Annotated in this window: 23 protein-coding genes, 1 pseudogene and 1 riboswitch; of the genes and pseudogenes, 10 read left to right on the forward strand and 14 right to left on the reverse strand. The window is 72.3% G+C overall.

Going from position 1 to position 23,886, the window contains the following annotated elements:
• From Q5762_RS33105 to Q5762_RS33120, 4 genes and pseudogenes are all read right to left on the reverse strand, one after another.
• Window positions 1–264, reverse strand: a pseudogene (locus Q5762_RS33105) (hypothetical protein); the annotation flags it as partial.
• Between the two features lie 244 nt (window positions 265–508).
• Window positions 509–1,177 (reverse strand): O-methyltransferase, encoded by a 669-nt coding sequence (locus Q5762_RS33110; RefSeq protein ID WP_315895991.1) that lies wholly within the window; start codon window positions 1,175–1,177, stop codon window positions 509–511.
• Window positions 1,174–2,304 carry a DUF2330 domain-containing protein gene (locus Q5762_RS33115; protein ID WP_399495325.1) on the reverse strand — a complete coding sequence of 377 codons (1,131 nt, stop codon included), beginning with the start codon at window positions 2,302–2,304 and terminating at the stop codon, window positions 1,174–1,176. The genes Q5762_RS33110 and Q5762_RS33115 overlap by 4 nt, the downstream gene beginning before the upstream one ends.
• 150 nt (window positions 2,305–2,454) lie before the next feature.
• Complete coding sequence (locus tag Q5762_RS33120) at window positions 2,455–3,702, reverse strand: cytochrome P450 (protein WP_315895993.1); 1,248 nt, start codon at window positions 3,700–3,702, stop codon at window positions 2,455–2,457.
• A 277-nt stretch (window positions 3,703–3,979) separates the two neighbouring features.
• Here Q5762_RS33120 and Q5762_RS33125 point away from each other — a divergent pair, with 277 nt between their 5' ends.
• Window positions 3,980–5,158 (forward strand): steroid 3-ketoacyl-CoA thiolase, encoded by a 1,179-nt coding sequence (locus Q5762_RS33125; RefSeq protein ID WP_315895994.1) that lies wholly within the window; start codon window positions 3,980–3,982, stop codon window positions 5,156–5,158.
• A 146-nt stretch (window positions 5,159–5,304) separates the two neighbouring features.
• Here Q5762_RS33125 and Q5762_RS33130 read toward each other — a convergent pair whose 3' ends face one another.
• From Q5762_RS33130 to Q5762_RS33155, 6 genes are all read right to left on the reverse strand, one after another.
• Window positions 5,305–5,706, reverse strand: coding sequence for a transglycosylase SLT domain-containing protein (locus Q5762_RS33130; RefSeq protein ID WP_399495326.1), 402 nt, complete (start codon window positions 5,704–5,706; stop codon window positions 5,305–5,307).
• A 286-nt stretch (window positions 5,707–5,992) separates the two neighbouring features.
• Window positions 5,993–6,871, reverse strand: a complete 879-nt coding sequence (locus Q5762_RS33135) for an ECF transporter S component (RefSeq protein ID WP_315895996.1) — start codon at window positions 6,869–6,871, stop codon at window positions 5,993–5,995.
• Window positions 6,868–8,784: an ATP-binding cassette domain-containing protein gene (locus tag Q5762_RS33140; protein WP_315895997.1), complete on the reverse strand. Its 1,917-nt coding sequence runs from the start codon at window positions 8,782–8,784 to the stop codon at window positions 6,868–6,870. Before Q5762_RS33140 ends, Q5762_RS33135 begins: the two co-directional genes overlap by 4 nt.
• A complete protein-coding gene (locus Q5762_RS33145; RefSeq protein WP_315895998.1) occupies window positions 8,781–9,902 on the reverse strand; it encodes an energy-coupling factor transporter transmembrane component T in 1,122 nt (373 codons plus the stop codon). The genes Q5762_RS33140 and Q5762_RS33145 overlap by 4 nt, the downstream gene beginning before the upstream one ends.
• On the reverse strand, window positions 9,899–10,600 hold the full coding sequence (locus Q5762_RS33150; protein WP_315895999.1) for an SCO2322 family protein: 702 nt from the start codon (window positions 10,598–10,600) through the stop codon (window positions 9,899–9,901). The genes Q5762_RS33145 and Q5762_RS33150 overlap by 4 nt, the downstream gene beginning before the upstream one ends.
• Window positions 10,597–11,856, reverse strand: a complete 1,260-nt coding sequence (locus tag Q5762_RS33155) for a prenyltransferase/squalene oxidase repeat-containing protein (protein WP_315896000.1) — start codon at window positions 11,854–11,856, stop codon at window positions 10,597–10,599. The genes Q5762_RS33150 and Q5762_RS33155 overlap by 4 nt, the downstream gene beginning before the upstream one ends.
• 77 nt (window positions 11,857–11,933) lie before the next feature.
• Window positions 11,934–12,107, reverse strand: a riboswitch (cobalamin riboswitch).
• Window positions 12,108–12,238: 131 nt separating this feature from the next.
• Between Q5762_RS33155 and Q5762_RS33160 the strand changes: the two genes are divergently transcribed.
• Entirely contained in the window at window positions 12,239–12,538 is a 300-nt protein-coding gene (locus Q5762_RS33160) for a hypothetical protein (RefSeq protein ID WP_315896001.1), read from the forward strand.
• Window positions 12,539–12,796: 258 nt separating this feature from the next.
• Here Q5762_RS33160 and Q5762_RS33165 read toward each other — a convergent pair whose 3' ends face one another.
• Complete coding sequence (locus Q5762_RS33165) at window positions 12,797–13,837, reverse strand: MBL fold metallo-hydrolase (RefSeq protein ID WP_315896002.1); 1,041 nt, start codon at window positions 13,835–13,837, stop codon at window positions 12,797–12,799.
• Window positions 13,838–13,968: 131 nt separating this feature from the next.
• Between Q5762_RS33165 and Q5762_RS33170 the strand changes: the two genes are divergently transcribed.
• The 4 genes from Q5762_RS33170 to Q5762_RS33185 all read left to right on the forward strand — a co-directional run bounded on the left by Q5762_RS33170 (window position 13,969) and on the right by Q5762_RS33185 (window position 17,024).
• Window positions 13,969–15,438 (forward strand): aldehyde dehydrogenase, encoded by a 1,470-nt coding sequence (locus Q5762_RS33170; RefSeq protein ID WP_315896003.1) that lies wholly within the window; start codon window positions 13,969–13,971, stop codon window positions 15,436–15,438.
• Entirely contained in the window at window positions 15,438–15,671 is a 234-nt protein-coding gene (locus Q5762_RS33175; RefSeq protein ID WP_315896004.1) for a ferredoxin, read from the forward strand. The genes Q5762_RS33170 and Q5762_RS33175 overlap by 1 nt, the downstream gene beginning before the upstream one ends.
• Before the next feature lie 117 nt (window positions 15,672–15,788).
• Window positions 15,789–16,361: a hypothetical protein gene (locus tag Q5762_RS33180; RefSeq protein WP_315896005.1), complete on the forward strand. Its 573-nt coding sequence runs from the start codon at window positions 15,789–15,791 to the stop codon at window positions 16,359–16,361.
• A 117-nt stretch (window positions 16,362–16,478) separates the two neighbouring features.
• Window positions 16,479–17,024 (forward strand): hypothetical protein, encoded by a 546-nt coding sequence (locus tag Q5762_RS33185; protein ID WP_315896006.1) that lies wholly within the window; start codon window positions 16,479–16,481, stop codon window positions 17,022–17,024.
• A gap of 8 nt (window positions 17,025–17,032) precedes the next feature.
• Here the strand turns inward: Q5762_RS33185 and Q5762_RS33190 are convergent, their stop codons facing one another.
• Entirely contained in the window at window positions 17,033–17,734 is a 702-nt protein-coding gene (locus tag Q5762_RS33190) for a TetR family transcriptional regulator (protein WP_315896007.1), read from the reverse strand.
• Window positions 17,735–17,964: 230 nt separating this feature from the next.
• Here Q5762_RS33190 and Q5762_RS33195 point away from each other — a divergent pair, with 230 nt between their 5' ends.
• From Q5762_RS33195 to Q5762_RS33210, 4 genes are all read left to right on the forward strand, one after another.
• Window positions 17,965–19,287 (forward strand): glycosyltransferase family 4 protein, encoded by a 1,323-nt coding sequence (locus Q5762_RS33195; protein ID WP_315896008.1) that lies wholly within the window; start codon window positions 17,965–17,967, stop codon window positions 19,285–19,287.
• A gap of 151 nt (window positions 19,288–19,438) precedes the next feature.
• Window positions 19,439–20,176, forward strand: coding sequence for a class I SAM-dependent methyltransferase (locus Q5762_RS33200; RefSeq protein WP_315896009.1), 738 nt, complete (start codon window positions 19,439–19,441; stop codon window positions 20,174–20,176).
• Complete coding sequence (locus Q5762_RS33205) at window positions 20,173–21,252, forward strand: prenyltransferase (protein ID WP_315896010.1); 1,080 nt, start codon at window positions 20,173–20,175, stop codon at window positions 21,250–21,252. The genes Q5762_RS33200 and Q5762_RS33205 overlap by 4 nt, the downstream gene beginning before the upstream one ends.
• A 101-nt stretch (window positions 21,253–21,353) precedes the next feature.
• On the forward strand, window positions 21,354–21,899 hold the full coding sequence (locus Q5762_RS33210; protein ID WP_315896011.1) for a hypothetical protein: 546 nt from the start codon (window positions 21,354–21,356) through the stop codon (window positions 21,897–21,899).
• A gap of 2 nt (window positions 21,900–21,901) precedes the next feature.
• On the opposite strand, the gene Q5762_RS33215 is transcribed toward Q5762_RS33210, so the two are convergent.
• Both Q5762_RS33215 and Q5762_RS33220 read right to left on the reverse strand, forming a co-directional pair.
• A complete protein-coding gene (locus tag Q5762_RS33215) occupies window positions 21,902–22,912 on the reverse strand; it encodes an LLM class F420-dependent oxidoreductase (RefSeq protein WP_315896012.1) in 1,011 nt (336 codons plus the stop codon).
• Window positions 22,913–23,019: 107 nt separating this feature from the next.
• Entirely contained in the window at window positions 23,020–23,874 is an 855-nt protein-coding gene (locus tag Q5762_RS33220) for a DUF5336 domain-containing protein (protein ID WP_315896013.1), read from the reverse strand.
• Between the last annotated feature and the right edge of the window lie 12 nt (window positions 23,875–23,886).

The following is a 23,886-nucleotide window of genomic DNA, read 5'->3' on the forward strand; positions in this document are numbered from 1 at the left end:
CACCAAGCCAACGGCAAGATCAACACGGCCGCCGACACACCTCTGGCGGCATAGAGGTTGACTCAGGAAACTCACGCCGGGCCCGATGAAGCGCCGGTGCAGAGGGAAGATGTGGAACTCCGGCTCGCCCGAAATCCCCAGTTCCTGGAAAGCGGGGGTGAGCTGCTCGGCAAGGAAGCGGTCCCAGTGTCCCTCGGTCTCCCAGACATCGGTCACATGCAGCCCGTCGCCCTCGAACCACGCGGCATGCAGGACCACACCCACGGGCATCTGCTCCTCCCAGCCCCACCCGGTCACGTGCGGCGTCGTACTGCTCGGGCGTCATTCCGGCCCAACGCAAGGACATCACAACGGCCATGGGAACCTCTCCAACGTCTCGGCGGTGGTCTCTGTGGCGACGCTGAGCACGCCATGCCGACGAGGCACGCCAGGAGGGCCATCCGTGCGGACGCCCGGGGTCCGCCTGGAGACATCCCCGTCCCGGGGGCTAGTGGTCGAGGGCGTTGCGCTAGGCCACGACCCGGGCGACCAGCAGGCCGTCGTAGCCCTTCATGCCGACCGTCTGGAGCGCCGTCGCGTCCAGGCGGGGCTCGCGGGAGACCAGTTCGAACATCGCGCGGGTGCCGGTGACCGACGGGTCGTCCGTCTCCGCGTCGAGGACCGCGCCGCCGCGCACGACGTTGTCGACGACGATGACCGAGCCGGGGCGGGAGAGCCGCAGCGCCCACTCCACGTAGTTCGGGTTGTTCACCTTGTCGGCGTCGATGAAGACGAAGTCGAACGGGCCCGCGCCCTCCGCCTCCAGCTGGGGCAGGGAGTCCAGGGCCGAGCCCGTGCGGACCTCGACGATCTTGTCCAGGCCGGCCCGGGCGAGGTTGGCGCGGGCCACGTCCGCGTGGGTCGGGTTGTGTTCGAGCGAGATCATCCGGCCGTCGGCGGGCAGCGCCCGGGCCATCCAGATCGTGCTGTAGCCGCCGAGCGTGCCGATCTCCAGGGCCGAGCGCGCGCCCAGCATGGAGATGAGCAGGTTCAGGAGCTTGCCCTGGTTGGGGGCGACGGCGATCTCCGGGAGGCCGGCGGCCGTGGAGTCGGCGAGCGTGGCGGCGAGCGCCTCGTCCGCCGGGGCGAGCAGGTCGGTGAAGTAGCGGTCGACGGCGGTCCATTGATCCTGAGTCATGCGGCCGAACGTACCGCAGCCTGCCCGCGCGCACGGAGGACCGCCACGGCCGTGGCGGCCGTCGCGAGCAGCACGCCGAGGACCGTCAGGAGCCAGACCGGGATCCCGTCGCCGACGGTGAGCAGCCGGTCGGTGTAGATCACTTCCCGGTACGGGGTGTCGGTGACCGCCCGCAGTTCGTGGTCGCCGTCGATCCGCGACGGCTCGGGGAACTCCTGGTCCAGGGCGGTCAGGAAGACGGGGCGCCCGCCGGTGAGGGCTTCGAGTGAGTCGTCCCGCGTCCCCTCGACCTCGCCCGCGAACCTCACCTCGGGGCGTGAGCCGCCGATGGTGTCGCGCGGTTCCATGCGGTGGTCGGCGAGGACGTACAGGCCGAGGGACTGCGGGGTCTGCGCGAGGCGGGAGAGCCGCATCGGGTAGACGAGCCGGTCGCTGGCGAAGCTGATCCGGAGCGGGGTGAGTTCGCCGCCCAGGGCCCGGCCGCCGGCGCTGACGTCCGTGGTGTCGGGGGCGAGCCGGACGGCGACGTACTCCCACTTCTGCTCGATGTACGGCGTCAGTTCGGCCGTCAGCCGGTCGGAGAGCTCGAAGCCGTTCTTCTCCAGCCGGCCGCTCAGCGCCGTCGGGTCGGTGGCGGTCAGCCGTGCCACGTCGAACGGGCCGAGCCGCTCGCGCCCGACGACACCGACGCCCGGCGCGCCCGGCGTGGGCGCACCGGCCGAAAGCCCGTCCGAGTCGCCGAAGTCGAAGGACCAGTCGTCGCCGCGTGGCCAGAAGTAGTGCCGCGTCCTGTACTCGGGCCGGATGAGGTCCTCCAGCGCGTCGAAGAGCGCAGGGTCGCCGAGCGTGACGTCCGCGCGGCCGGGTACGGGCGTGATCCAGGCGGCCCGCTCGGCGTCGCCGCGCACGGTGAAGCGCATGACGATCTGCTCCGTACGGCCGTCCCAGCGCACGGCCGAGGTCTCCCGGTCGACGCCGATCCGGTGGTTCCGGTCCGGCACCATCGCCCCGCAGCCGCAGCCGCAGCCGCAGCCGCAGCCGCAGCCGCAGCCGCAGCCGCAGCCGCAGCCGCACGCGTACGCCGGTGCGATCAGCGAGCCGGGCTGGAGCGCGAGCAGCGCGACGATCACGGCCAGAATTCTGTGTGTCCCCGCATGCCGACTCGGTCGTGGGAGGGGAACAACCGGTTCCGAGAACATGACGAAGACCAGCGAGGTGGGAGGCGGGAGGCGGGGGTCCCGGGCGTGAGGGGGAGGGTTCCCCCGCCTTCCGGTCCGTCAGGAGCCTGCCCGTACCCGCAACTCCTTGATCCCGTTCAGCCAGGCCGCGCGCAGCCGCCGCGGTTCGTCCACCAGGGTCAGATCGGGCAGTACGTCCGCCAGCGCGTTGAAGATCAGGTCGATCTCGTTGACGGCGAGCGATTTGCCGAGGCAGAAGTGCGGGCCCCCGCCGCCGAATCCGAGGTGCGGGTTCGGGTCGCGGGTGATGTCGAACTTCTCCGGGCTCTCGAAGACCTCGGGGTCGTAGTTGGCGGAGGAGTAGAAGAGCCCGACCCGGTCGCCCCGGCGGATCTTCTGGCCGCCGATCTCGGTGTCCTGGGTGGCGGTCCGCTGGAAGGAGACCACCGGGGTCGCCCAGCGCACGATCTCCTCGGCGGTGGTCGCCGGCCGCTCCCGCTTGTAGAGCTCCCACTCGTCGGGGTGGGTGAGGAAGGCGTGCATGCCGTGGCTGATGGCGTTACGGGTGGTCTCGTTGCCGGCCACGGCGAGCAGCAGCACGAAGAAGCCGAACTCGTCGGAGGAGAGATTGCCCTGGTCCTCGGCGGCGACCAGCTGGGTCACGATGTCCTTGGCCGGGCACTCCTTGCGCGCGGCGGCCAGGTTCATCGAGTAGCCGATGAGCTCCATGGCGGCCTCGGCGCCGATCTCCTCGGTGATGGCGTACTCGGGATCGTCGTACGCGACCATCTTGTTGGACCACTCGAAGATCCGGGAGCGGTCATCCTGCGGTACGCCGATGAGTTCGGCGATCGCCTGGAGCGGCAGTTCGACGGCGACCTGGGTGACGAAGTCGAAGGTACCGTCGGCGGCGGCGTTCCGCTTCGCCTCCTCGACGATCGCCCGGGCGCGTTCGCGCAGCGCCGTCTCCAGGGTCCGGATCGCCCGGGGCGTGAAGCCGCGCTGGACGATCTGGCGGACCCGGGTGTGTTCGGGCGGGTCCATGTTGAGCATGATCAGCTTCTGGACCTCGATCTGGTCCCTGGTGATGTGCTCGTTGAACCGGATGACGGCCGTGTTCTCGGTGGACGAGAACAACTCGGGGTGCGTCGAGACGTACTTGACGTCCGCGTGGCGGGTGACGGCCCAGTAGCCCTCGTCGTCGAATCCCGTGACGCCGCGCGGCTGGGGGCACCACCAGACCGGTGCGGTCTGCCGCAGTTGGGCGAACTCCGGGAAGGGTATGCGGCTCTGGAGCAGGTCGGGGTCGGTGGCGTCGAACCCTTCGGGGAGGTGAGGGCAGGGCATCGGCAACACACTCCGGTTTCTCTGACGGTCCATCAGAAGGTGACCGCAAGGTAGTAACGGGTTCTACAAGTGGCAAGGGATGCGGCCGGAACTGTTGCCGGAAGCCGTTGCGCGTGATCGGGGCGCGCGCGGGTGCGTGCACAACCCTTGCGTACCGGCGGTAGCAGTCATAAGACTTCACTCAGAACTAGAACGCGTACTAGTTCCCTGTACCGCCCCCGTACCGCCCGTCGCGGAGTGCCGGGACACCCCGCACAGGCGAGGAGAGGACGAGCTCATGGCCGCGGAACCCGTCATCGTCGAAGCAGTACGCACCCCCATCGGCAAGCGCGGAGGCGCGCTCGCCAACCTCCATCCCGCCTACCTCCTGGGCGAGACCTACCGTGAACTCCTCGGCCGCACCGGCATCAAGGCCGACTGCGTCGAGCAGATCGTGGGCGGCACCGTCACCCACGCCGGCGAGCAGTCCATGAACCCCGCCCGCAACGCCTGGCTCACCATGGGGCTTCCGTACGAGACCGCCGCCACCACCGTCGACTGCCAGTGCGGCTCCTCGCAGCAGGCCAGCCACATGGTGGCCAACATGATCTCCTCGGGGGTCATCGACATCGGCATCAGTTGCGGGGTGGAGGCCATGTCGCGCGTCCCGCTGGGCTCCGGCTCCAAGCACGGGCCCGGCAAGCCGTGGCCGGACGAGTGGAACGTCGACCTGCCCAACCAGTTCGAGGCCGCCGAGCGCATCGCCCGGCGCCGCGGCCTGAGCCGCGAACGCGTCGACTCCCTCGGTCTGCTCTCCCAGGAACGGGCCGCCATCGCCTGGTCCGAGGAGCGCTTCAAGCGCGAGACCTTCGCCGTCCAGGTCCCGACGACCGAGGAGGAGCAGGCCGCCGGGCAGGGCATGTGGCGGCTCGTCGACCATGACGAGGGGCTGCGCGACACCAGCATGGAGGCGCTGGCCCGGCTGAAGCCGGTCATGCCGACGGCCGTGCACACGGCCGGGAACTCCTCGCAGATTTCGGACGGCGCGTGCGCGCTGATGTGGGCGTCCAAGCGGATGGCCCGCGCGCTCGGCCTCAAGCCGCGGGCCCGGATCGTCGCCCAGGCCCTGGTCGGCTCGGACCCGCACTTCCACCTCGACGGGCCGATCGACGCCACACGCGCGGTGCTCGGGAAGGCCGGGATGTCGCTCAAGGACATCGACCTGGTCGAGATCAACGAGGCGTTCGCGTCGGTGGTGCTGAGCTGGGCGCAGGAGTTCGAGGGCGACCTGGACGGGCTTGTGAAGGTCAACGTCAACGGCGGCGCGATCGCGCTCGGGCACCCGGTCGGGGCGACGGGCGCGCGGCTGATCACGACGGCGCTGCACGAGCTGGAACGTACGGACAAGGAGTTCGCGCTGGTCACGATGTGTGCGGGCGGGGCGCTGGCGACCGGGACGATCATCCAGCGGCTGTAGGCGGCTGTAGGCGGCTGTAGGCGGCCGCGGGCGGACGCCCACCGGGTACCCCGCAGGGCCACGGGGTACGCCGCAAGGCCCCGCCGCTCCAGGAAGGAGGGGCGGGGCCTTGCGGGTGATCCTGCGGCTGTGCGAGCTGGTGACTCTTAGTACCAGCCGTTGGCCTGCCAGAAGTTCCAGGCGCCGTTCGGGCTGCCGTAGCGCTCGTTCATGTAGTTGAGGCCCCACTTGATCTGGGTGGCCGGGTTCGTCTTCCAGTCGGAGCCGGCCGAAGACATCTTCGAGGCCGGGAGGGCCTGGACCAGGCCGTAGGCACCGCTGGACGAGTTGGTGGCGGCGGGGTTCCAGCCGGACTCGCGCTCGACGATCTTGCTGAACGACGCGTACTGGGAAGCCGGGACGATCTTCTTGGCAAGCTCCTGCGGCGTCGCGGCGGAAGCCGTGGACGTCGTGCCGAGCACCGCACCCGAGGCGCCCAGCAGCACGGCTGCCGAGACGGCGAAGGTCTTCTTGCGGGACTGGACACGAGTGGAGAGCGAGCGGAACACGTAGCGACCTAACGTCGGGGACATGGGGCGCGCCGGGCGATTCAGGCAAGCCGGAACCAGAGCCCGGGGTATCCGGGACCGGTGGGGAATCGGCCTGTCCGAGGCGCTGCGCTGAGCGCTGCTGCCTGGCGACGTCCACCAGAGAAGCAGGGCTGAACGGGCGACGCAACGACCCCCGGTACGAAGCGGAGTCGGACCTGCGCCGAAGGGCACGGGGTGGGGACGTGGCGCTTTTCCGCAGGTCAGGTGGGTCTTTGGGAGGATTTAGGAGGGTATGAGAGCTCTCCTATTCCACGTCGTACGTGACCTGGGTCCTGTGGGGCGCCTCACCCCGGAGCGGCATTTCCGGGCCCTCGAATGTGACCTGGGCCTCGAAGTTCGCGCGTCGCGTGGCGCGCCGGAGCGCCTTCAGGAGCGTGGCGCCGACGGTGAGGGTGAGGACGACGGTGAGGGTGGCCCGGCCGAGGTCCCAGCCGAGGGAGGTGGCGAGGACGTACGCGAGGAAACGCACCAGGTTCTCGTGCACCGGGTCCCCGGGCTGGAACGAGACCCCGGTACCGAGGCCGCCGACGGTGACCCAGCCGTACAGATTGGTGACGGTGCCGTACGCGAACGCCGCCACGAACCCGTACGCGGACAGCATCAGCAGCTCGCCCCGGCCCCGGAGCGTGTCGGGGCCGGGGAGCAGGCCGGCGCCCATGGTGAACCAGCCCATGGCGAGCATCTGGACCGGCATCCAGGGGCCCACACCGCCTGTGAGCAGGGCGGACGCGAACATCGTCACCGCGCCGAGGACGAAGCCGAAGCCCGGTCCGAGGACGCGCCCGCTGAGCACCATGAGGAAGAACATCGGCTCCAGACCGGCCGTACCGGCCCCGAGCGGCCGTAGCGCCGCCCCCACGGCGGCGAGCACGCCGAGCATCGCGACGGCCTTCGCGTCCATCCCGCAGTCGGCGATCGTCGCGACGACGACGGCGATGAGGAGGGGGAGCAGGGCGGCGAAGAACCAGGGGGCGTCGGCGGCGTGGGTGGTGACGGCGGAGGAGCCGTCGGCGAAGAGGGGCCAGGCGACGGCGGCGAGTCCGACGAGGGAGACGAGGGAGAGGGCGGCGATGGAGCGGGGGCCGAGGCGGATGGGCCGGGTGGTCCGCGTCGTGGTGCTCACAGGGCCTCCCTGACCTGCTCGACGGTGAGCCAGGGCTGCGGGGCGAGGATCTTGGCGACCTGCGGGGAGAAGGCGGGGGAGGAGACGACGACCTCGGCGGTCGGGCCGTCCGCGACGACCTCGCCGCCGGCCAGGATCACCACCCGGTGCGCCAGCTCGGCGGCCAGCTCGACGTCGTGCGTGGCCAGCACGATGGCGTGACCGGCGGTAGCGAGTTCGCGCAGGTGGGCGACGAGGCGGGCCTTGGCCGCGTAATCGAGGCCGCGGGTCGGCTCGTCGAGGAGGAGGAGCGGGGGGCGGCCGGTGAGGACGACCGCGAGCGCGAGGGCAAGCCGCTGGCCTTCGGAGAGGTCGCGGGGGTGGGTGTCGTCCGCCACGCCGGGCAGCAGCTCGGACACGAGGGCCCGGCAGGCGCCGGGGGTGGCGCCGGCGTCGGTGTCGGCGGCGGAGCACTCGGCGGCGACCGTGTCGGCGTACAGCAGGTCGCGGGGTTCCTGCGGTACGAGCCCGACGTGGCGGATCAGCTCGCGGGGGTCGGTGCGGTGGGGGGTGCGGCCGGCGACGAGGGCGGCGCCGGAGGTGGGCGCGACGATGCCGACGAGGGCGCTGAGCAGCGTGGACTTCCCGGCCCCGTTACGCCCCATGAGCGCGACGGTCTCGCCCGCCTCGACCTGGAGGTCCACGCGGCGGAGCGCCTCGACGCGGTCGCGGCGGACACCGAGGGCGCGGACGTCGACGAGGGGGGTGGTGGGGGCGGGGGCGGTCGCGCGGGGGCGCGTGCGCCGCCGGAACAGGCCGATTCCCCCACCCCACCCCTTCCCGAAACCCCGCCGGGGGCTGGTGGAGGGCTGATCCCCGGGGGCTACCGCCCCCGGCCCCGACTGTGCGGCAGCTTCGCGCCCGGGGGTGGCTGAGCCCGTGTCGGCGGGGTCGGCCGTTCGGGGAGAGGGCCGGCTTTTCAGCCCGTCCGGGGGTCCCCCCACGCCCCTGGGCGTAGGGGGAGTTTGAGGACCGGGGGTCTGGGGGCGGAGCCCCCAGTTACGGGAAGGGGCGGGGTGGGGGAGAAGCCCCGCAGGGCCCCCCACCGGCGCACCCGCCCCCGGCGCCCGCCCCGCCAACCGGGCGCGCAGGTCGGCGGACCGCCGGCGCGCGTCCCGGACAGTGAGCGGCAGCGGGCTCCAGCCCGCCAGCCGCCCCAGCGCCACCACCGGCGGGTGGACCGGCGAGACCGTCATGATCTCCGCCGGCGGGCCCATGACCCCGTCCGGCAGCAGTAGCACCTGGTCCGCGTACTGCACCACCCGCTCCAGCCGGTGCTCCGCCATCAGGACCGTCGTGCCCAGGTCGTGGACCAGCCGCTGCAACACCGCGAGGACGTCCTCCGCCGCCGCCGGGTCCAAGGCGGACGTCGGCTCGTCCAGGACCAGCACCTCCGGGTGCGGAGTCAGCACCGAGCCGATCGCCACCCGCTGCTGCTGCCCGCCCGAGAGCGTGGCGATCGGCCGGTCGCGCAGCTCGGCAAGCCCCAGCAGGTCCAGCGTCTCCTCCACCCGCCGCCGCATCACCGCCGGCGCGAGCCCCAGGGACTCCATCCCGTACGCCAGCTCGTCCTCGACCGTGTCCGTCACGAAGTGCGCCAGCGGGTCCTGGCCGACCGTGCCGACCACGTCCGCCAGCTCCCGCGGCTTGTGCGTCCGGGTGTCCCGGCCCGCGACCGTGACCCGCCCGGTCAGCGTGCCGCCCGTGAAGTGCGGGACCAGGCCCGACACCGCGCCGAGGAGCGTCGACTTGCCGACGCCCGACGGCCCGACCAGCAGGACCAGTTCGCCCTCGGGGATCGTCAGGTCGATGCCCTGAAGCGTGGGCGCCGCGCCGTCCCCGTACCGCACCGAGACGTTCTCGAACCGGATCACGACGACTCCTTCGATACGGATGCGGATACGGATGCGGATACGGGCACAGGCGCCACGAACGCGGGCACCAGGCCCACCAGCAACGACACGGCCGGCCACAGCGGAAGCTCCGGCGCCACGAGCGGTACGACACCCGGGTGCAGCGCCTCGTACGCGTACCCGTTCGCCCAGATCATCAGCGCCGCCACAGCCACCCCCGACCCGGCGACGAGCCAGGCCCGTACGCCCCACCGGTCCGGCCGGTACCGGGTCCGTACCGCCCGCCGACCGCCGAGGCGGAGCCCGGCCATGGCCGCGACAAGACCGGCGACGACCAGCGGAAGCCCGTACCCCGCACCCTCCGCCGCCAGCAGCCCGTACGAGCCCGCGCACACCCCGAGCAACCCGCCCAGCGTCAGCACGTTCGTCGTCCGGCGGACCGCCCGCGGCACCTGCGCCGTACGGCCGTACCCCCGCGCGTCCATCGACGCCGCCACCGCGATCGAGCGCTCCAACGCGCCCTCCAGGACCGGCAGCCCGATCTGGAGCACCGCCCGCACCCCGCCCGTCGGCCGCCCCCGCAGCCGTCGCGCGGTCCGCAGCCGGACCACGTCGGCCACCATGTTCGGCGCGAAGGTCATCGCCACGACGACGGCGACCCCCGCCTCGTACAGCGCGCCCGGCAGCGACTTGAGCAGCCGCGCCGGGTTCGCGAGCGCGTTCGCCGCGCCCACACAGATCAGCAGGGCCGCCAGCTTCGCGCCGTCGTACACCGCGAAGACGACCTGCTCCGCCGTCACCCGGCCGCCGATCCGCACGCCCTGCGCCCACTCCGGCATCGGCACCTCGGGCAGCGTGAACAGCTCGACGCTCCCCGGGATCGCCGAGCCGAGCACCACCGAGAACACCACCCGCAGGGCCACCACGAAGAGGCCCAGCTTCACGAACGCCCCGTACGAGCGCGCCCAGGGCGCGTCCGTGCGCCGGGCCGCGACGACATAGCCCGCGACGGCGACGACCTCGGCGAGGAGCAGCGGGTTGGTGGTACGGGAGGCGGCGACGGCCAGGCCGAGCGCCCAGAGCCACCAGGCGCCCGCGTGCAGCGCGTTGGAACGGCTCGCCTCGGGGGCACGGATCATGCGCGGCGGCGGGCCTTCCAGAGCGCGGCGCCACCGAGGACGAGCACGGCGGCGCCGCCCACGACGATCCCGACGGACGGCCCGCCGTCACCGTCACCGTCCACGGTCTTGGAGGCCGTCATGTTGGGATCCCCGGTGGGCAGGTGTTCCGTGGAGAGTGGGTTCGGCTCCGTCGCCGCCACCTGCTCCCCGCACCCCTTCGCCGGGTATCCGGCGATCCCGCACAGCAGCGCCGCGCTGTCGTACCGCAGCGGCTTCGCCACCGCGGCCAGCGCCTCCGCGCCCGTCGCGTCCGTACGGACCTGCGCGCAGCCCGTCCTGATCGCCGGCGTGGGCGGAGTCTCCCCCTCCGGGGCGTCCTGCGGGGTGCCGAAGTCCACGACGACCGCGACCCGCTTGGTGCTGGCCTTCGCCTCCGTACCGCCGCAGATCGCCGAGAAGTCGGGGGCCGCGGAGGGCCGGGAGGCGTCGCTCGTGTCCTCGCTGACCGCGAAGCGGAAGCCGACCGCGTCCCCGTCGGAGGGCCGGGCGATCGCCGGGCCCTGCGTCGCGTACGACCAGGTCGTCCCGCCGCCGTCGTTCTCCCAGTACGACCAGTACCGGTAGCCGGCGGCCTGCGCGGGAGCGGCGACGGCCAGCGTGAGGACCACACCGCCGACGACTCCGGCCGCCGATCCGAGCAGCCGGGGCGCCCTCACTTCCTGCGCCCGCTCAGCAGGAAGCCGATCCCGACGCCGACGACCATGCCGATGCCGATGATCCACCACAGGTCGAAGGAGCCGGAGTCGTCGTCGCTCGCCTGCGGCGCCGCGGACGGCACGGCCTTCGGCGCGGGGCCGGTGGCAGCCAGCTCCTGGAGGAGGTCGGTCGAGCCGAAGGCGCGCGGGTCGACGTGCATCGCCTTCGCGGCCAGGATCAGCTGCGCGTACGCGGCCGGGCCGCTCTCCTTCGCCCAGGCGACGGAGTTCTGCTGGAGCCACCTCAGCGCGCCGGCCGCCTCCTGCGTGGCACCGGCCGCGGCGAGCGCGACGACGGCGTCGGCGGTGTTGCCGTGGTCCGGGAGCTCGGTCGGGTCGGTGGCGCCGGGCATCGGCGGGGTGTTCAGGTGGCCGGTCTTCGCGAGCGCCGTGGCCAGGTAGGAGGCGCCGTTGAGCGCGGCCCGGTCCATCGTGCGCTTCGCCGAGTCCGTGCAGGTCGGGGTCTGCTGGGGGTTCACGCCACGCGCGGTGATGCCCTTGCCGAGCCCGGCGAGGGTGGCGGCGGCCGTCGCGTCGGCGTTCGCGAGCAGCTTGCCGTCCTTGTCGGGCTGGTACGCGAAGGCGCCCGGGCCGTCCTCGGCGGAGCAGGGCACGGCCAGGCCGAGCAGGGCGTCGTACGGGGTCTTCCCCTCGGCCGACCTGACCTCGCCGGGCTTCTGGCCGAGCGCGGTGAGCGCGCTGAGGACGATCGAGGTGGAGTTGGCGTCGCTGGGGCTGCCGGGGTTGTAGCCCCAGCCGCCGTCCTTGTTCTGCACGCTCTTCAGCCAGCTCGCACCGGCCTCGGCGGCCTTGGCGAGCGGCTCCGGGTCGGTGCTCGCGCGCTTGACGCCGGTGAGGGCCTGGACGGCGACGGCGGTGGCGTTGGTGTCCAGCATGGTCGCCTGGTCACAGGCCTTTGCCGGGTCCGGACGGAAGGAGGCGAAGGCGCCGGTGGCGCACTGCTGCTTCGTCAGCCAGGCCACGGCCTCGTCGGCCGGCTGCATGTTGCTGGTCGTCTGGGCGATGAAGGCGAGCGACTGGCGCCACACACCGTCGTACGTCGGGTCCTTCGTGCCGTAAAGACCGGCGGGGACCGCCGGTGGCGCCGGGGTCGTGGAGGTGGAGGGGGACGGCGCGGCGGACGCGACGGGGGCGAAGCCGGTGCAGAGCACCGCTGCGGCTGCGAACGCGGCGGCGCCGCGGCGGACGGTGGTCATGCGAGCTGTGGCCTCTCCTGCGGCCGGGCACCGGCACGCTTGAGGCACCAGGCTCGGCTCCGTATTCCTCGACGGTGCCGGCGGTCACGTCCCGGGCGGGGCAATCCGACTTCCGTCCTCGAAAGCTCGAAGGCTCGAAGCTCCAGGACTCGAAGCTCGAAGGACGGTCACGGTTGCGGGTCAGCGCCGGATTCGCACCGGCTTCCCCCCGTACGGGTGTGAGGACGACGCGCCCACTCTACCGGCCCGTACACGGCCCGGCCGGTGGGTACCGACCGGGTGCGAGGCGCCTCACACGCAGGCTGCCGGGGCCCGTGCCCGCTGTGCCACGCTGACCGCGGTTCGGGAGGACGGCGTCTCACGGGGGTGCGGAATGCGGCCGTTGACGGAGACCGATCCGCGTCGGGTGGGCGCGTACCGGTTGCTCTACCGCCTGGGGGAGGGCGGCATGGGCTGCGTCTACCTCGGCCGTTCGCCGGGCGGGCGGACGGTCGCGCTCAAGGCGGTGCACGGCGCGCTGGCCTCCGACCCCGGTTTCCGCAAGCGGTTCGCCCGCGAGGTCAGGGCCGCCCAGTCGTTGCGGGGGCCGGGACCGTACCCGTCCTGGATGCCGACCCGGAGGCGGCGGTGCCCTGGCTGGCCACGGCGTACGTTCCCGGGCCCGCGTTCTCGGAGGACGTGATCGCGTACGGGCCGCTGCCGGGGGACGCCCTGTGGCGGCTTCTCTCCGGGCTCGCCCACGCGCTCGACGGGGGGCACCGGGCGGGCCTGGTGCACCGGTGGCCCTGCCGACCGGAATCCTCGGAGCCTTGGCCTCCCCGGTCGTCCTGAGCGCGTCGCTGCTCCGGATCGTCAGGGCCTGAGCCGGCGCGCGCGGGGGCCGCAGGGCCTGCGCCGGCCCTCGGCCCGCGCGCCCTCACACCGCCACGCCCGCGCGCCCTCACACCGCCACGTACGTCACCGGGTCCGTGCCCGCCATCGCCTCCGCGCGGCCCAGCTTCACCAGCCGGCGCAGATGCGCCTCGGCCTCGCTGACGGCGATGGTCCGGGAGCCGTACGGAATCTGCTCCCACGGGCGGTTCCACTCCATCCGCTCGGCGAGCTGCCAGGGGGTGAGCGGGGTCGCGAGGAGGTCCAGGAGTCCGGTCAGCCGCTCCTCGTGGTGGTCGAGCAGTTCCCGTACCCGCCCGGCCGCGTCGGCGAAGGCGTACTGGTGGGCGGGGAGCACCTCGGCCACGCCGAGCCGCCCGATCCGCTCCAGCGAGTCCAGGTAGTCGCCGAGCGGGTCCGTCGCGGTGGCATCGTCGGGGTCCTCGTAGAGGCCGATGTGCGGGGAGATCCCGGGCAGCAGATGGTCACCGGAGAAGAGCCGGCCGTGCCCGGGCAGTTGGGCCGGGTGCTCCTCCTCCAGGTGCAGGCAGACGTGGCCCGGGGTGTGGCCGGGCGTCCAGATCGCGCGCAGCCGGCGGCCCGCGAGGTCGAGGAGTTCGCCGGGGACGATCTCGCGGTCGGGGAGGGCGGAGCGCAGCCCGGGCAGGGTGCTCGCGCGGCGGCCGGAGGCCCGGGTGGCGAGGAGCGGCGCGGTGTGCTCCTCGGGCGCGCCGACGGCGGCCAGCTTGCGGGCGAGGTAGTCCAGCCAGGTACCGGGCTCGGACTCGCGGGTGCGGCGGACGACGGCGGTGTCGGCGGCGTGCATCGCGATCCACGCCCCGGACGCCTCACGGACCTGCCCCGAGAGGCCGTGGTGGTCGGGGTGGTGGTGGGTGATGACGACCCCGTGCACTTCCCGTACGGAAGTACCCAACGCGTCGAGCCCGTCCGAAAGTTCCGTCCAGGACGCCGGATCGTCCCAGCCGGTGTCGATCAGTACGGGCCCCCGGTCGGTGTCGACGACATGGACCAGGGTGTGGCCGAGCGGGTTGTCCGGGATGGGGACCCGGATCGACCAGACGCCTCCGCCGTGCTCGGTCACCTGGCTCATGGGCCCTCATCTCTGCGCGACAGCACGGCGCTTGCTCGACCATTCCCAACTATAACTAGAACTGGTATCAGTTCTGGTACACAGTCTGATACCTAGTCAGAAACATTGCGGGTTCCGGGAGGCAGTCGGTCATGACCGAGCTTGTGGAGCACGGAAAGCTGTACATCGGCGGGGAGTTGACCGACCCGGCGGGCGGTGACGTCATCGAGGTGATCTCGCCGCACACCGAGGAGGTCATCGGCCGGGTGCCGCACGCCTCCCGGGCCGACGTCGACCGGGCCGTCGCCGCCGCCCGCGAGGCCTTCGACCGGGGGCCCTGGCCGCGGATGACCCTTGAGGAGCGGATCGAGGTCGTCGGCCGGATCAAGGACGCCATCGCCGTACGGCACGAGGAGATCGCCCGCTCGATCAGCTCCCAGAACGGCTCCCCGTACTCCTGGAGCATCCTCGCCCAGGCCCTCGGCGCCATGATGGTCTGGGACTCGGCGATCAACATCGCCCGGGCCTTCCCGTACGAGGAGCGGCGCACCGGGGCCCTCGGGCAGATCCTCGTACGGCGCGAGCCGGTCGGGGTCGTCGCGGCGGTGGTGCCGTGGAACGTCCCGCAGTTCACCGCCGCCGCCAAGCTCGGGCCCGCGCTGCTCGCGGGCTGCACGGTGGTCCTCAAGCCCTCGCCCGAGTCGCCCCTCGACTCGTACATCCTCGCCGACATCGCGACCGAGGCCGGGCTGCCCGAGGGGGTGCTCTCGATCCTCCCCGCCGACCGCGAGGTCAGCGAGTACCTGGTCGGCCACCCGGGCGTCGACAAGGTCTCCTTCACCGGATCGGTCGCGGCCGGCAAGCGCGTGATGGAGGTCGCCTCCCGCAACCTCACCCGCGTCACCCTCGAACTGGGCGGCAAGTCCGCCGCCGTCATCCTGCCCGACGCCGACCTGGCCACCGCCGTCGCCGGGATCGTCCCGGCCGCCTGGATGAACAACGGGCAGGCGTGCGTCGCCCAGACCCGCATCCTCGCCCCGCGCAGCCGGTACGACGAGATCGCCGAGGCATTCGCCGCCGCCGCGGGCGCGCTGGTGGTCGGCGACCCGCTCGACCCGGCCACCCAGGTCGGCCCGCTGGTCGCCCAGCGGCAGCGGCAGCGCTCGCTCGACTACATCAAGCTGGGCCAGGACGAGGGCGCCAAGGTGCTGACCGGCGGCGGCCGCCCGGCGGGCCTCGACCGCGGCTGGTACGTCGAGCCGACCCTCTTCGGGGCCGTCGACAACTCCATGCGGATCGCCCGCGAGGAGATTTTCGGGCCCGTCATCTGCCTTCTCCCGTACGGGGACGAGGCCGAGGCGCTCCGGATCGCCAACGACTCCGACTTCGGGCTCAGCGGCAGCGTCTGGACCGGGGACGTGGAGCACGGCATCGACTTCGCCCGGCAGGTCCGCACGGGCACCTTCAACATCAACACCTTCAGCCTCGACATGCTCGGTCCGTTCGGCGGCTACAAGAACTCCGGCCTGGGGCGGGAGTTCGGCCCCGAGGGCTTCGGCGAGTACCTGGAGCACAAGATGGTCCACCTGCCCGCCGGGTACGAGGGGCCGGGTGGTGCGTGATGGGCGACCGCTGGCACGTGGAGGTCGACCGGGGAGTCTGCATCGGCTCCGGTATGTGCATCAACCACGCCCCGGACGGCTTCCGGCTCGACTCGGCCCGCCAGTCCCACCCGCGCGCACCGGAGTCCGACGCGAACGAGCGGGTGCTCGCTGCGGCCGAGGGCTGTCCGGTGGAGGCCATCCTCATCACGCTGCTCGACGGTGGGGAGCCGGTCTTCCCGCCCGAGGAGTGATGTCCGCCGTCGTCGACTGCTGTGTGACACTCCTGCGGAACGCGATCGACAGGGGTGGGACAGATGCGAATGACCGGGTGAGCGGCGTCCCGTGGGGCGGCTCCGGGGGTGTTTCCGGTGGTGGTGTTTCCGGTGGTGGTACTGGCCGCGTTGGTGAGCGGCTGCGACTCGGGTCCGGTGACGTCGGCGACATCGCCGGCGCCGGCCACGTCGGCGGCCCCGGACGGGGCGTTCGGGCGGACCGCGGCGCAGGCGGACATCGACGCGGCAACGGCCGCCGCCGGACTGCCGGCGTCCGGACGGCCCGATCCGACGCCGTCCGCCACGCCGTCCGCCCCGGCCACGGAGCGGGACCGGCTCAAGGCCCGGGCCGTGGAGTGTTCGGCGCACTGGATGAGCGCCGACACCAATCTGCGCGAGAACGGCGATCCCCGGGGGAAGTTCGACGCGACGATCCCCGAACTGGAGCAGCGCGGCTGGCGGGTGACGACGGACCGGCGCGCGGACAAGCTCGACGCCAAGGGCAGCACGGTCAGCATCACGCTCAAGAAGAGCGGCTGGTCGCTGATGGGCCGCCACCACGACCTGGGGTCGGTGGACATGGTGTCCTTCCAGGCGACGGAGGACGCGTGCATGAATCGTTTCACCGAGCGGGAGTGGGACCTGATCCTGAACGGTGGGGTCCAGTAGGCCGCGCCGATGACCACCGCCGGGCCGGACGCGCTTCGCTCAGCCGTTCTCACGTGCAAAACTCTTCCCTTGACCACGGGGGCAACGGGCTTCCGTGCGCCCAGGATTGGGAGAGTTGTGCGCAAGGCGAAGCTGGAGTGGGTGGCCGCGGCCGTCGGTGTGGTGCTGCTGGTGGCGGGATGCGGCAGCGAGGGCGGCTCGGGCAAGAACAAGGGCGGCGGCTCGTCCTCCTCCTCGGGCTCCACGACCGGAGGTGCGGAGGCCGGTGGCGGTGGCGACAGCCCGGACGCGGCCGCGGTGGAGAAGGAGATCGAGGCTGCTGCCACGGCGGCCGGTTTCGTCCGGGACTCCTCGGGCGAGGACGTCCCGGCCGAGCTCAAGAGCTGCATGGTGTCCTGGACCCCCGACGCCCAGAAGGCGGCGGACCCGAAGAAGTCCTACGAGGCCACGGTCGCGACGCTGACCGGGGGCGGCTGGACCGAGGGCCAGAAGACCGAGCAGACCGGGTCCACGATGAAGACGCTGAACAAGGGCACCTGGTCGCTCAAGGCCAGCAACCACGCTGCCGCCGGGTTCGCCGTCGTGCTGTTCCTCGGCACGGACAACACCCCGCAGTGCGAGGCGCTGTTCAAGGCCGACCTGGAGAAGAACAAGAAGTCGTAACGGCTCGCTCAGACCGCCCCGTGGCCCTTCGGGGCCGCGGGCGCGGTCGGCGCGGTCGAAGTCGCTCCGGCCGGCGCGGTCGGTGCGGTCGAAGTCGCTCCGGCCGGTGCGGCCGGTGCCGTCAGGTCGATCAGTCGGCAGACCGTCTCGATGTCGATCTTCACCTGTGCGATCGACGCCCGCCCCGACAGCCAGGTGATCAGCGCCGAGTGCCAGGTGTGCTCGATCACCCGTACCGCCGACAGCTGCTGCGGCGTGGGGTGTTCGAGCCCCATCGCGTCCAGGATGATCGCCGTCGTCAGCCGCGAGACGGTGTCCACCTCCGGGCTCACGCTCCGGTCCGCGAACGTCAGCGCCCGCACCATCGCGTCGGCGAGCTGCGGCTCGCGCTGGAGCGCCCGGAACGCCCGCATCAGCGTCTCCGCGACCCGCTCGGCCGAGGTCTCGCCCGCGGGCGGCCGCTTCCGCAGGGTGGTGTGCATGTGCTGGAGCTGGTCCTGCATCGTCGCGACCAGCAGATGGATCTTGGACGGGAAGTAGCGGTACAGCGTGCCCAGGGCCACCCCGGCGGCCTCGGCCACCTCCCGCATCTGTACGGCGTCGAAGCCGCCCCGCCCCGCGAGCTGCGCGCTGGCGTGCAGGATGCGACGGCGGCGCGCCTCCTGGCGCTCCGTCAGGGGCGGCGATGCGGGTCTGTCTTCCGCGGTCATGAAGTCCCGTTCCGTGCGGTGGGTGAGCGGCGGTACGCCTGGGGTTACGGCCGGAGTATGGCGGGGCTTCCGCCGTGGCGCGAATCACCTGATCCGGCTCTCACGGCGGGGCTACCTGCCGGTAGATTCTGTGCTCCTTGAACGATCAAGAACGATCAAGTCTGAAACTTGTTCTAGATTAGCGCGAGCGGTTACGCTCCCGCGAAACGCAAGCTCGAAGGGGGCAGCGAGTGACCGCTGAGGCCATAGAGGCAGGCCCCCGCCAGGGCGTCGCGGACGACGGTAACGGTCCGTTGCGGATCGCTCTCCTCACGTACAAGGGGAACCCTTTCTGCGGTGGTCAGGGCGTATATGTCCGCCACCTCTCCCGTGAACTCGCCCGGCTCGGCCACCACGTCGAGGTCGTCGGCTCGCAGCCGTACCCCACCCTCGACGAGGGCGTCCCGCTCACCGAGATCGCCAGCCTCGACCTCTACCGCTCGCCGGACCCGTTCCGTACGCCGAAGCGCGACGAGTACCGCGACTGGATCGACGCACTCGAAGTCGCCACCATGTGGACCGGCGGCTTCCCCGAGCCCCTCACCTTCTCCCTCCGGGCCCGGCGCATGCTCGCCGCCCGCCGCGGCGACTTCGACGTCGTTCACGACAACCAGACGCTCGGCTACGGACTCCTCGGCGGCCCCCGCGTCATCGGCGCCCCGCTCGTCACCACGATCCACCACCCCATCACCGTCGACCGGCAGCTGGAGCTCGACGCCGCCGCCGACTGGAAGCGGCGCGCCTCGGTCCGCCGCTGGTACGCCTTCACCCGGATGCAGAAGCGGGTCGCCCGCCGCCTGCCGTCCGTCCTGACCGTGTCCGGCTCCTCCCGGCAGGAGATCGTCGACCACCTCGGCGTACGGGACGACCGCGTCCGGGTCGTCCACATCGGCGCCGACACCGACCTCTGGTCGCCCGACCCGTCCGTCGCCGAAGTCCCCGGCCGGATCGTCACCACCTCCAGCGCCGACGTCCCGCTCAAGGGCCTCGTCCACCTCGTCGAGGCGCTCGCCAAGCTCCGTACCGAGAACCCGGCCGCGCACCTCGTCGTCGTCGGCAGGCGGGCGGAGGACGGGCCGGTCGCGCAGGCGATCGAGCGGTACGGGCTTGAGGGCGCCGTCGAGTTCGTGAAGGGGATCTCCGACGCGGAGCTCGTGGACCTCGTCCGCTCCGCGCAGGTCTCCTGCGTGCCGTCGCTGTACGAGGGGTTCTCGCTGCCGGCCGCGGAGGCGATGGCGACCGGGACGCCGCTCGTCGCCACGACGGGTGGGGCGATCCCGGAAGTCACGGGCGCGGATGGTGAGACCTGTCTGGCCGTGCCCCCCGGCGACGCGGGAGCGCTCGCCGCGGCGCTGGGTCGGCTGCTCGGCGACTCTGCCTTGCGGGCGCGTCTCGGGGCGGCGGGGCGGGCGCGGGTTCTCGCCAACTTCACCTGGGCGCGCGCCGCGCAGGGCACGGCCGAGCTGTACCGCGAGGCGATCGCCCACGCTGGGGTGCGCGGGGGCCGCCGGTGACACCGCGCCTCGTTCGCCGGGTGCGGCCCGGTGGTGGGGTTGCGCCCGCCCTCCCCCAAGCTCTCGGCTTCGCTCGAGCAGGGGGGACCCCCATCGCCCTGCGGAACAGCTGCCCACAACCGCCCCTCAACCGCGAAAGCAGGACGACCCCGTGCTGACCGTCGACTTCACCCGTTTCCCGCTCGCCCCTGGCGACCGCGTGCTCGATCTGGGCTGTGGGGCGGGGCGGCACGCCTTCGAGTGCTACCGGCGCGGTGCGCAGGTCGTGGCGCTCGACCAGAACGGCGAGGAGATCCGCGAGGTCGCCAAGTGGTTCGCGGCGATGAAGGAGGCCGGCGAGGCCCCGGCCGGCGCCACCGCCACCGCGATGGAAGGCGACGCGCTCAACCTGCCCTTCCCCGACGAGTCCTTCGACGTCGTGATCATCTCCGAGGTCATGGAACACATCCCGGACGACAAGGGCGTCCTCGCCGAGATGGTCCGGGTGCTCAAGCCCGGCGGCCGGATCGCCGTCACCGTCCCGCGCTACGGCCCCGAGAAGGTCTGCTGGGCGCTCTCCGACGCGTACCACGAGGTCGAGGGCGGTCACATCCGTATCTACAAGGCCGACGAGCTGCTCGCCAAGATGCGCCAGGCGGGTCTCAAGCCGTACGGCACCCACCACGCGCACGCGCTGCACGCCCCGTACTGGTGGCTGAAGTGCGCGTTCGGCGTGGACAACGACAAGGCGCTGCCGGTGCGGGCGTACCACAAGCTCCTGGTCTGGGACATCATGAAGAAGCCCGCCCTGACCCGGGTCGCCGAGCAGCTGCTCAACCCGGTCGTCGGCAAGTCCTTCGTGGCGTACGCGACCAAGCCCCACCTGCCGAAGGCGAAGGCCTCCGCGTGACGAGTCCCGAGCGGATCGCGGAGCACCTGCTCCTGCCCGGGGTCCTCACCGCCGAGCAGGCCGCCGAGACCGTCGCCGGGATACTCGCCGTACAGCGCGAGGACGGGGCCATTCCGTGGTTCCGCGGCCACCACCTCGACCCGTGGGACCACACCGAGGCCGCCATGGCCCTGGACGCGGCCGGCGAGCACGCGGCGGCCACCCGGGCGTACGAGTGGCTGGCCCGGCACCAGAACACCGACGGCTCCTGGTACGCGGCCTACCGCGACGGCGACCCGGACGACGTCACCGACCGGGGCCGCGAGTCCAACTTCGTCGCGTACGTCGCCGTCGGCGTCTGGCACCACTACCTCGCGACCGGCGACGACGCCTTCCTCGACCGGATGTGGCCGGTCGTCTACGCCGCCGTCGAGTTCGTCCTCGCCCTCCAGCGGCCCGGCGGGCAGATCGGCTGGAAGCGGGAGGCGGACGGCACGGCCGTCGACGACGCGCTGCTCACCGGCAGTTCCTCCGTCCACCAGGCCCTGCGCTGCGCGCTCGCCATCGCCGAGGCGCGCGAAGAGCCGCAGCCCGACTGGGAACTGGCGGCCGGCGCGCTCGGCCACGCGATCCGCAGCCACCCCGAGCGCTTCCTCGACAAGTCCCGCTACTCGATGGACTGGTACTACCCGGTCCTCGGCGGCGCCGTCACGGGCCCGGCGGCCACGGCCCGGATCGACGCGCACTGGGACGACTTCGTCGTGCCCGGGCTCGGCGTACGGTGCGTCCTGCCCAACCCGTGGGTGACCGGCGGCGAGAGCTGCGAACTCGCCCTCGCCCTGTGGGTGATGGGGGAGTCCGACCGGGCCCTGGAGATCCTCCAGTCCATCCAGCACCTGCGCGCCGAGGGCGGCATGTACTGGACCGGGTACGTCTTCGAGGGCGAGGCTGCCGTGTGGCCCGAGGAGCTCACCAGCTGGACGGCCGGCTCGCTGCTGCTCGCCGTGGCGGCGCTGGGCGGCGACGAGGCGACGGTGGCGGTCTTCGGCGGGGAGCGGCTGCCGAAGGGGCTTGAGCCGGACTGCTGCGGGGCGTGACCTGCGGGTTGTGACCCGAGCCCCTCGATTGGGGTCGCCCGAGTGGCGGAGCCCTGGGGGCCGGGCGAGGCTGTGGCCAAAGCCCTCAGGGAGGTCCAGCCGTGCTCAGTCCTGTTCCGATACGCCGCGGAGTCGTTTCGCTCTTCCTGTCCTGCAGCCTGCTCCTGACGACGGCCGCCTGCGGCGGTGACGACGAGCAGAGCGCGAGCGGCAGCCCCACCGCGAGCACCACGGCCGAGCAGCAGAAGCTCGCCAAGACCCGGTTCGTGGCCAACGCGGGCCTGGCGGCCGGCGCCACGTACCAGTGGATCGTCAAGCCGTACCGTGCGGGCAAGTTCAAGAAGGGTGCGGACGGGCAGAAGTTCGCGCTGGTCAAGGCGGGTCTGGCCGGCGCGTTCGCGTACAACCGGCTCAAGGCGGCGGTGAACAACGCCAAGGGCGACGAGCACCTCTCGAAGGCGGTCGCGCCCCTCACGGCGGGCATCGACAAGCTCAAGGACCTCGGCACCAAGCTCCGTAAGGGCGAGGCGAGCGAGGCGGACGTCGGCACCTTCGAGGACGTCATCACCAACGTGAAGGACGCGGGCGCGAGCGCGGGCGCCGTGGTGACCGACAAGGTGCCGAGCACGTCCCAACTGGGCGGATGATCCTATGTGTTGAGCTCCGCGAGGAGCCTCAGCGTGGCCGGGTCCGGTGCCGTGACCAGCAGGTCGGTGACCGGGCCCTTGCGCCATTCCTCCAGCCGTTCGGCGATCCGCTCGCGCGGCCCGACGAGCGAAATCTCGTCCGCGAAGGCGTCGGGCACGGCGAGCACGGCCTCCTCGCGGCGGCCGGCCGCGAACAGCTCCTGGATGTGCCGGGCCTCGGACTCGTACCCCATGCGCCCCATCAGGTCGGCGTGGAAGTTGCGGGCCGCGTGTCCCATGCCCCCGATGTAGAAGCCCAGCATCGCCTTGACGGGCAGCAGCCCCTCGGCGATGTCGTCGCAGAGCTGCGCGCGGACCATGGGCGCGACGCGGAAGCCGTCGGGCAGCCGGTCCGGGAGGGCGTAGACCTCGGCGTACCGGGCGGGGGACCAGTAGAGCGGCAGCCAGCCGTCGGCGATCCGCAGGGTCTGCGCGATGTTCTTGGGGCCCTCCGCCCCGAGCAGTACGGGCAGGTCCGCCCGCAGGGGGTGGGTGATCGGCTTGAGCGCCTTGCCGAGCCCGGTGCCGTCCTCGCCCGCGTACGGGTGGGAGTGGAACCGTCCGTCGAGCCGGACGGGCGCCTCGCGCCGCAGGACCTGCCGGATCACGTCCACGTACTCGCGGGTCGCGGTCAGCGGGGAGCGGGGGAAGGGGCGGCCGTACCAGCCCTCCACGACCTGCGGTCCGGAGAGGCCGAGGCCGAGCGTCATCCGCCCGCCGGACAGGTGGTCGAGGGTGAGTGCGTGCATGGCGGTGGCGGTGGGCGTCCGCGCGGCCATCTGTGCGACGGCGGTGCCGAGGCCTATACGGGAGGTGTGCGCGGCGATCCAGGTCAGCGCCGTGAAGGCGTCCGACCCCCAGGCCTCGGCCGTCCACACCGAGTCGTACCCGAGCCGCTCGGCCTCGCGGGCCAGGTCCAGGTGGGCGGGGGAGGGGCCGCGTCCCCAGTAGCCGAGGGCGAGTCCGAGACGCATGACACGGCACCTTTCTGACGAACAGTCAGATTTGATGCTTGCGACTGTACGACAACGGCCCCTCGCCCGGAAGGGGTTCCGGGCGAGGGGCCGATCGGGCCGGAGGATCAGCCGCGCTGGATGCCGGTGGTGTCCTGGAGGACGCCGCGGCGGCCGTCCTGCGTCTGGGCGATCAGGCTCTGGCCGCGCTGCTCGACCGCCAGGTACCAGGTGCCGGGGGCCAGTTCGGCGATCGGGGTGGGCGAGCCGTCCTCCGCGTACAGCGGACGGGCGACCGGGACCGCGAACCAGAACGGCGCGAAGTCGCCGGCGGGCTGACCCTGACCCTGGACGGGCGCCGGGGTCTGCTGCGGGGTCGCGGTCTGCGCCTGGGGCTGGGCCTGGCCCTGCGGGTCGGGCTGGCCGCCGTACGGCTGCGGCTGGGCGCCGTAGGGCTGCTGCTGCGCGCCCGGGTAGCCGTAGCCACCGGGGACACCCTGCTGGCCGGGCTGGCCCGGCTGCATGCCGTACGGCTGCGGGGCCTGCGGCTTCGGGGCGCTCAGGAGCGGGCCCTTGAGGGCGGGGACCAGCGGGGCGGCGACGGCGGCGCCGGCCAGGACCAGGGAGGCGATCAGGCCGAGGATGAGGCCCGCACCGGCGTTGTTCGACTCGAACATCCACATCAGCACGTTCCAGGCCGAGGCCACGGTGAACGCGACGCCGATCTGACCCAGCTCCAGGCCCACGACCTTGCGGGGCTGCGGAAGCGTGCGCGAGTAGACGACGAGCGCGGCGCCCGCGATGCCGAGGAAGAAGGCGCCCCAGCCGAGGGGCGAGGCCTCCCAGGAGTTCGTGCTGGGGACCTGGTTGCAGATCTCCGGGCTGGCGTCACAGCCGGCGATGTCGAGGAAAGAAGCGATGAACAGCACCACCGCTGCACCGATCAGAACGCCATCGCCTCGAGTGAGGGAGCGGATATTCACGTAAGAGTCCTT

Source organism: Streptomyces sp. P9(2023) (assembly GCF_032436795.1).
GTDB lineage: Bacteria > Actinomycetota > Actinomycetes > Streptomycetales > Streptomycetaceae > Streptomyces.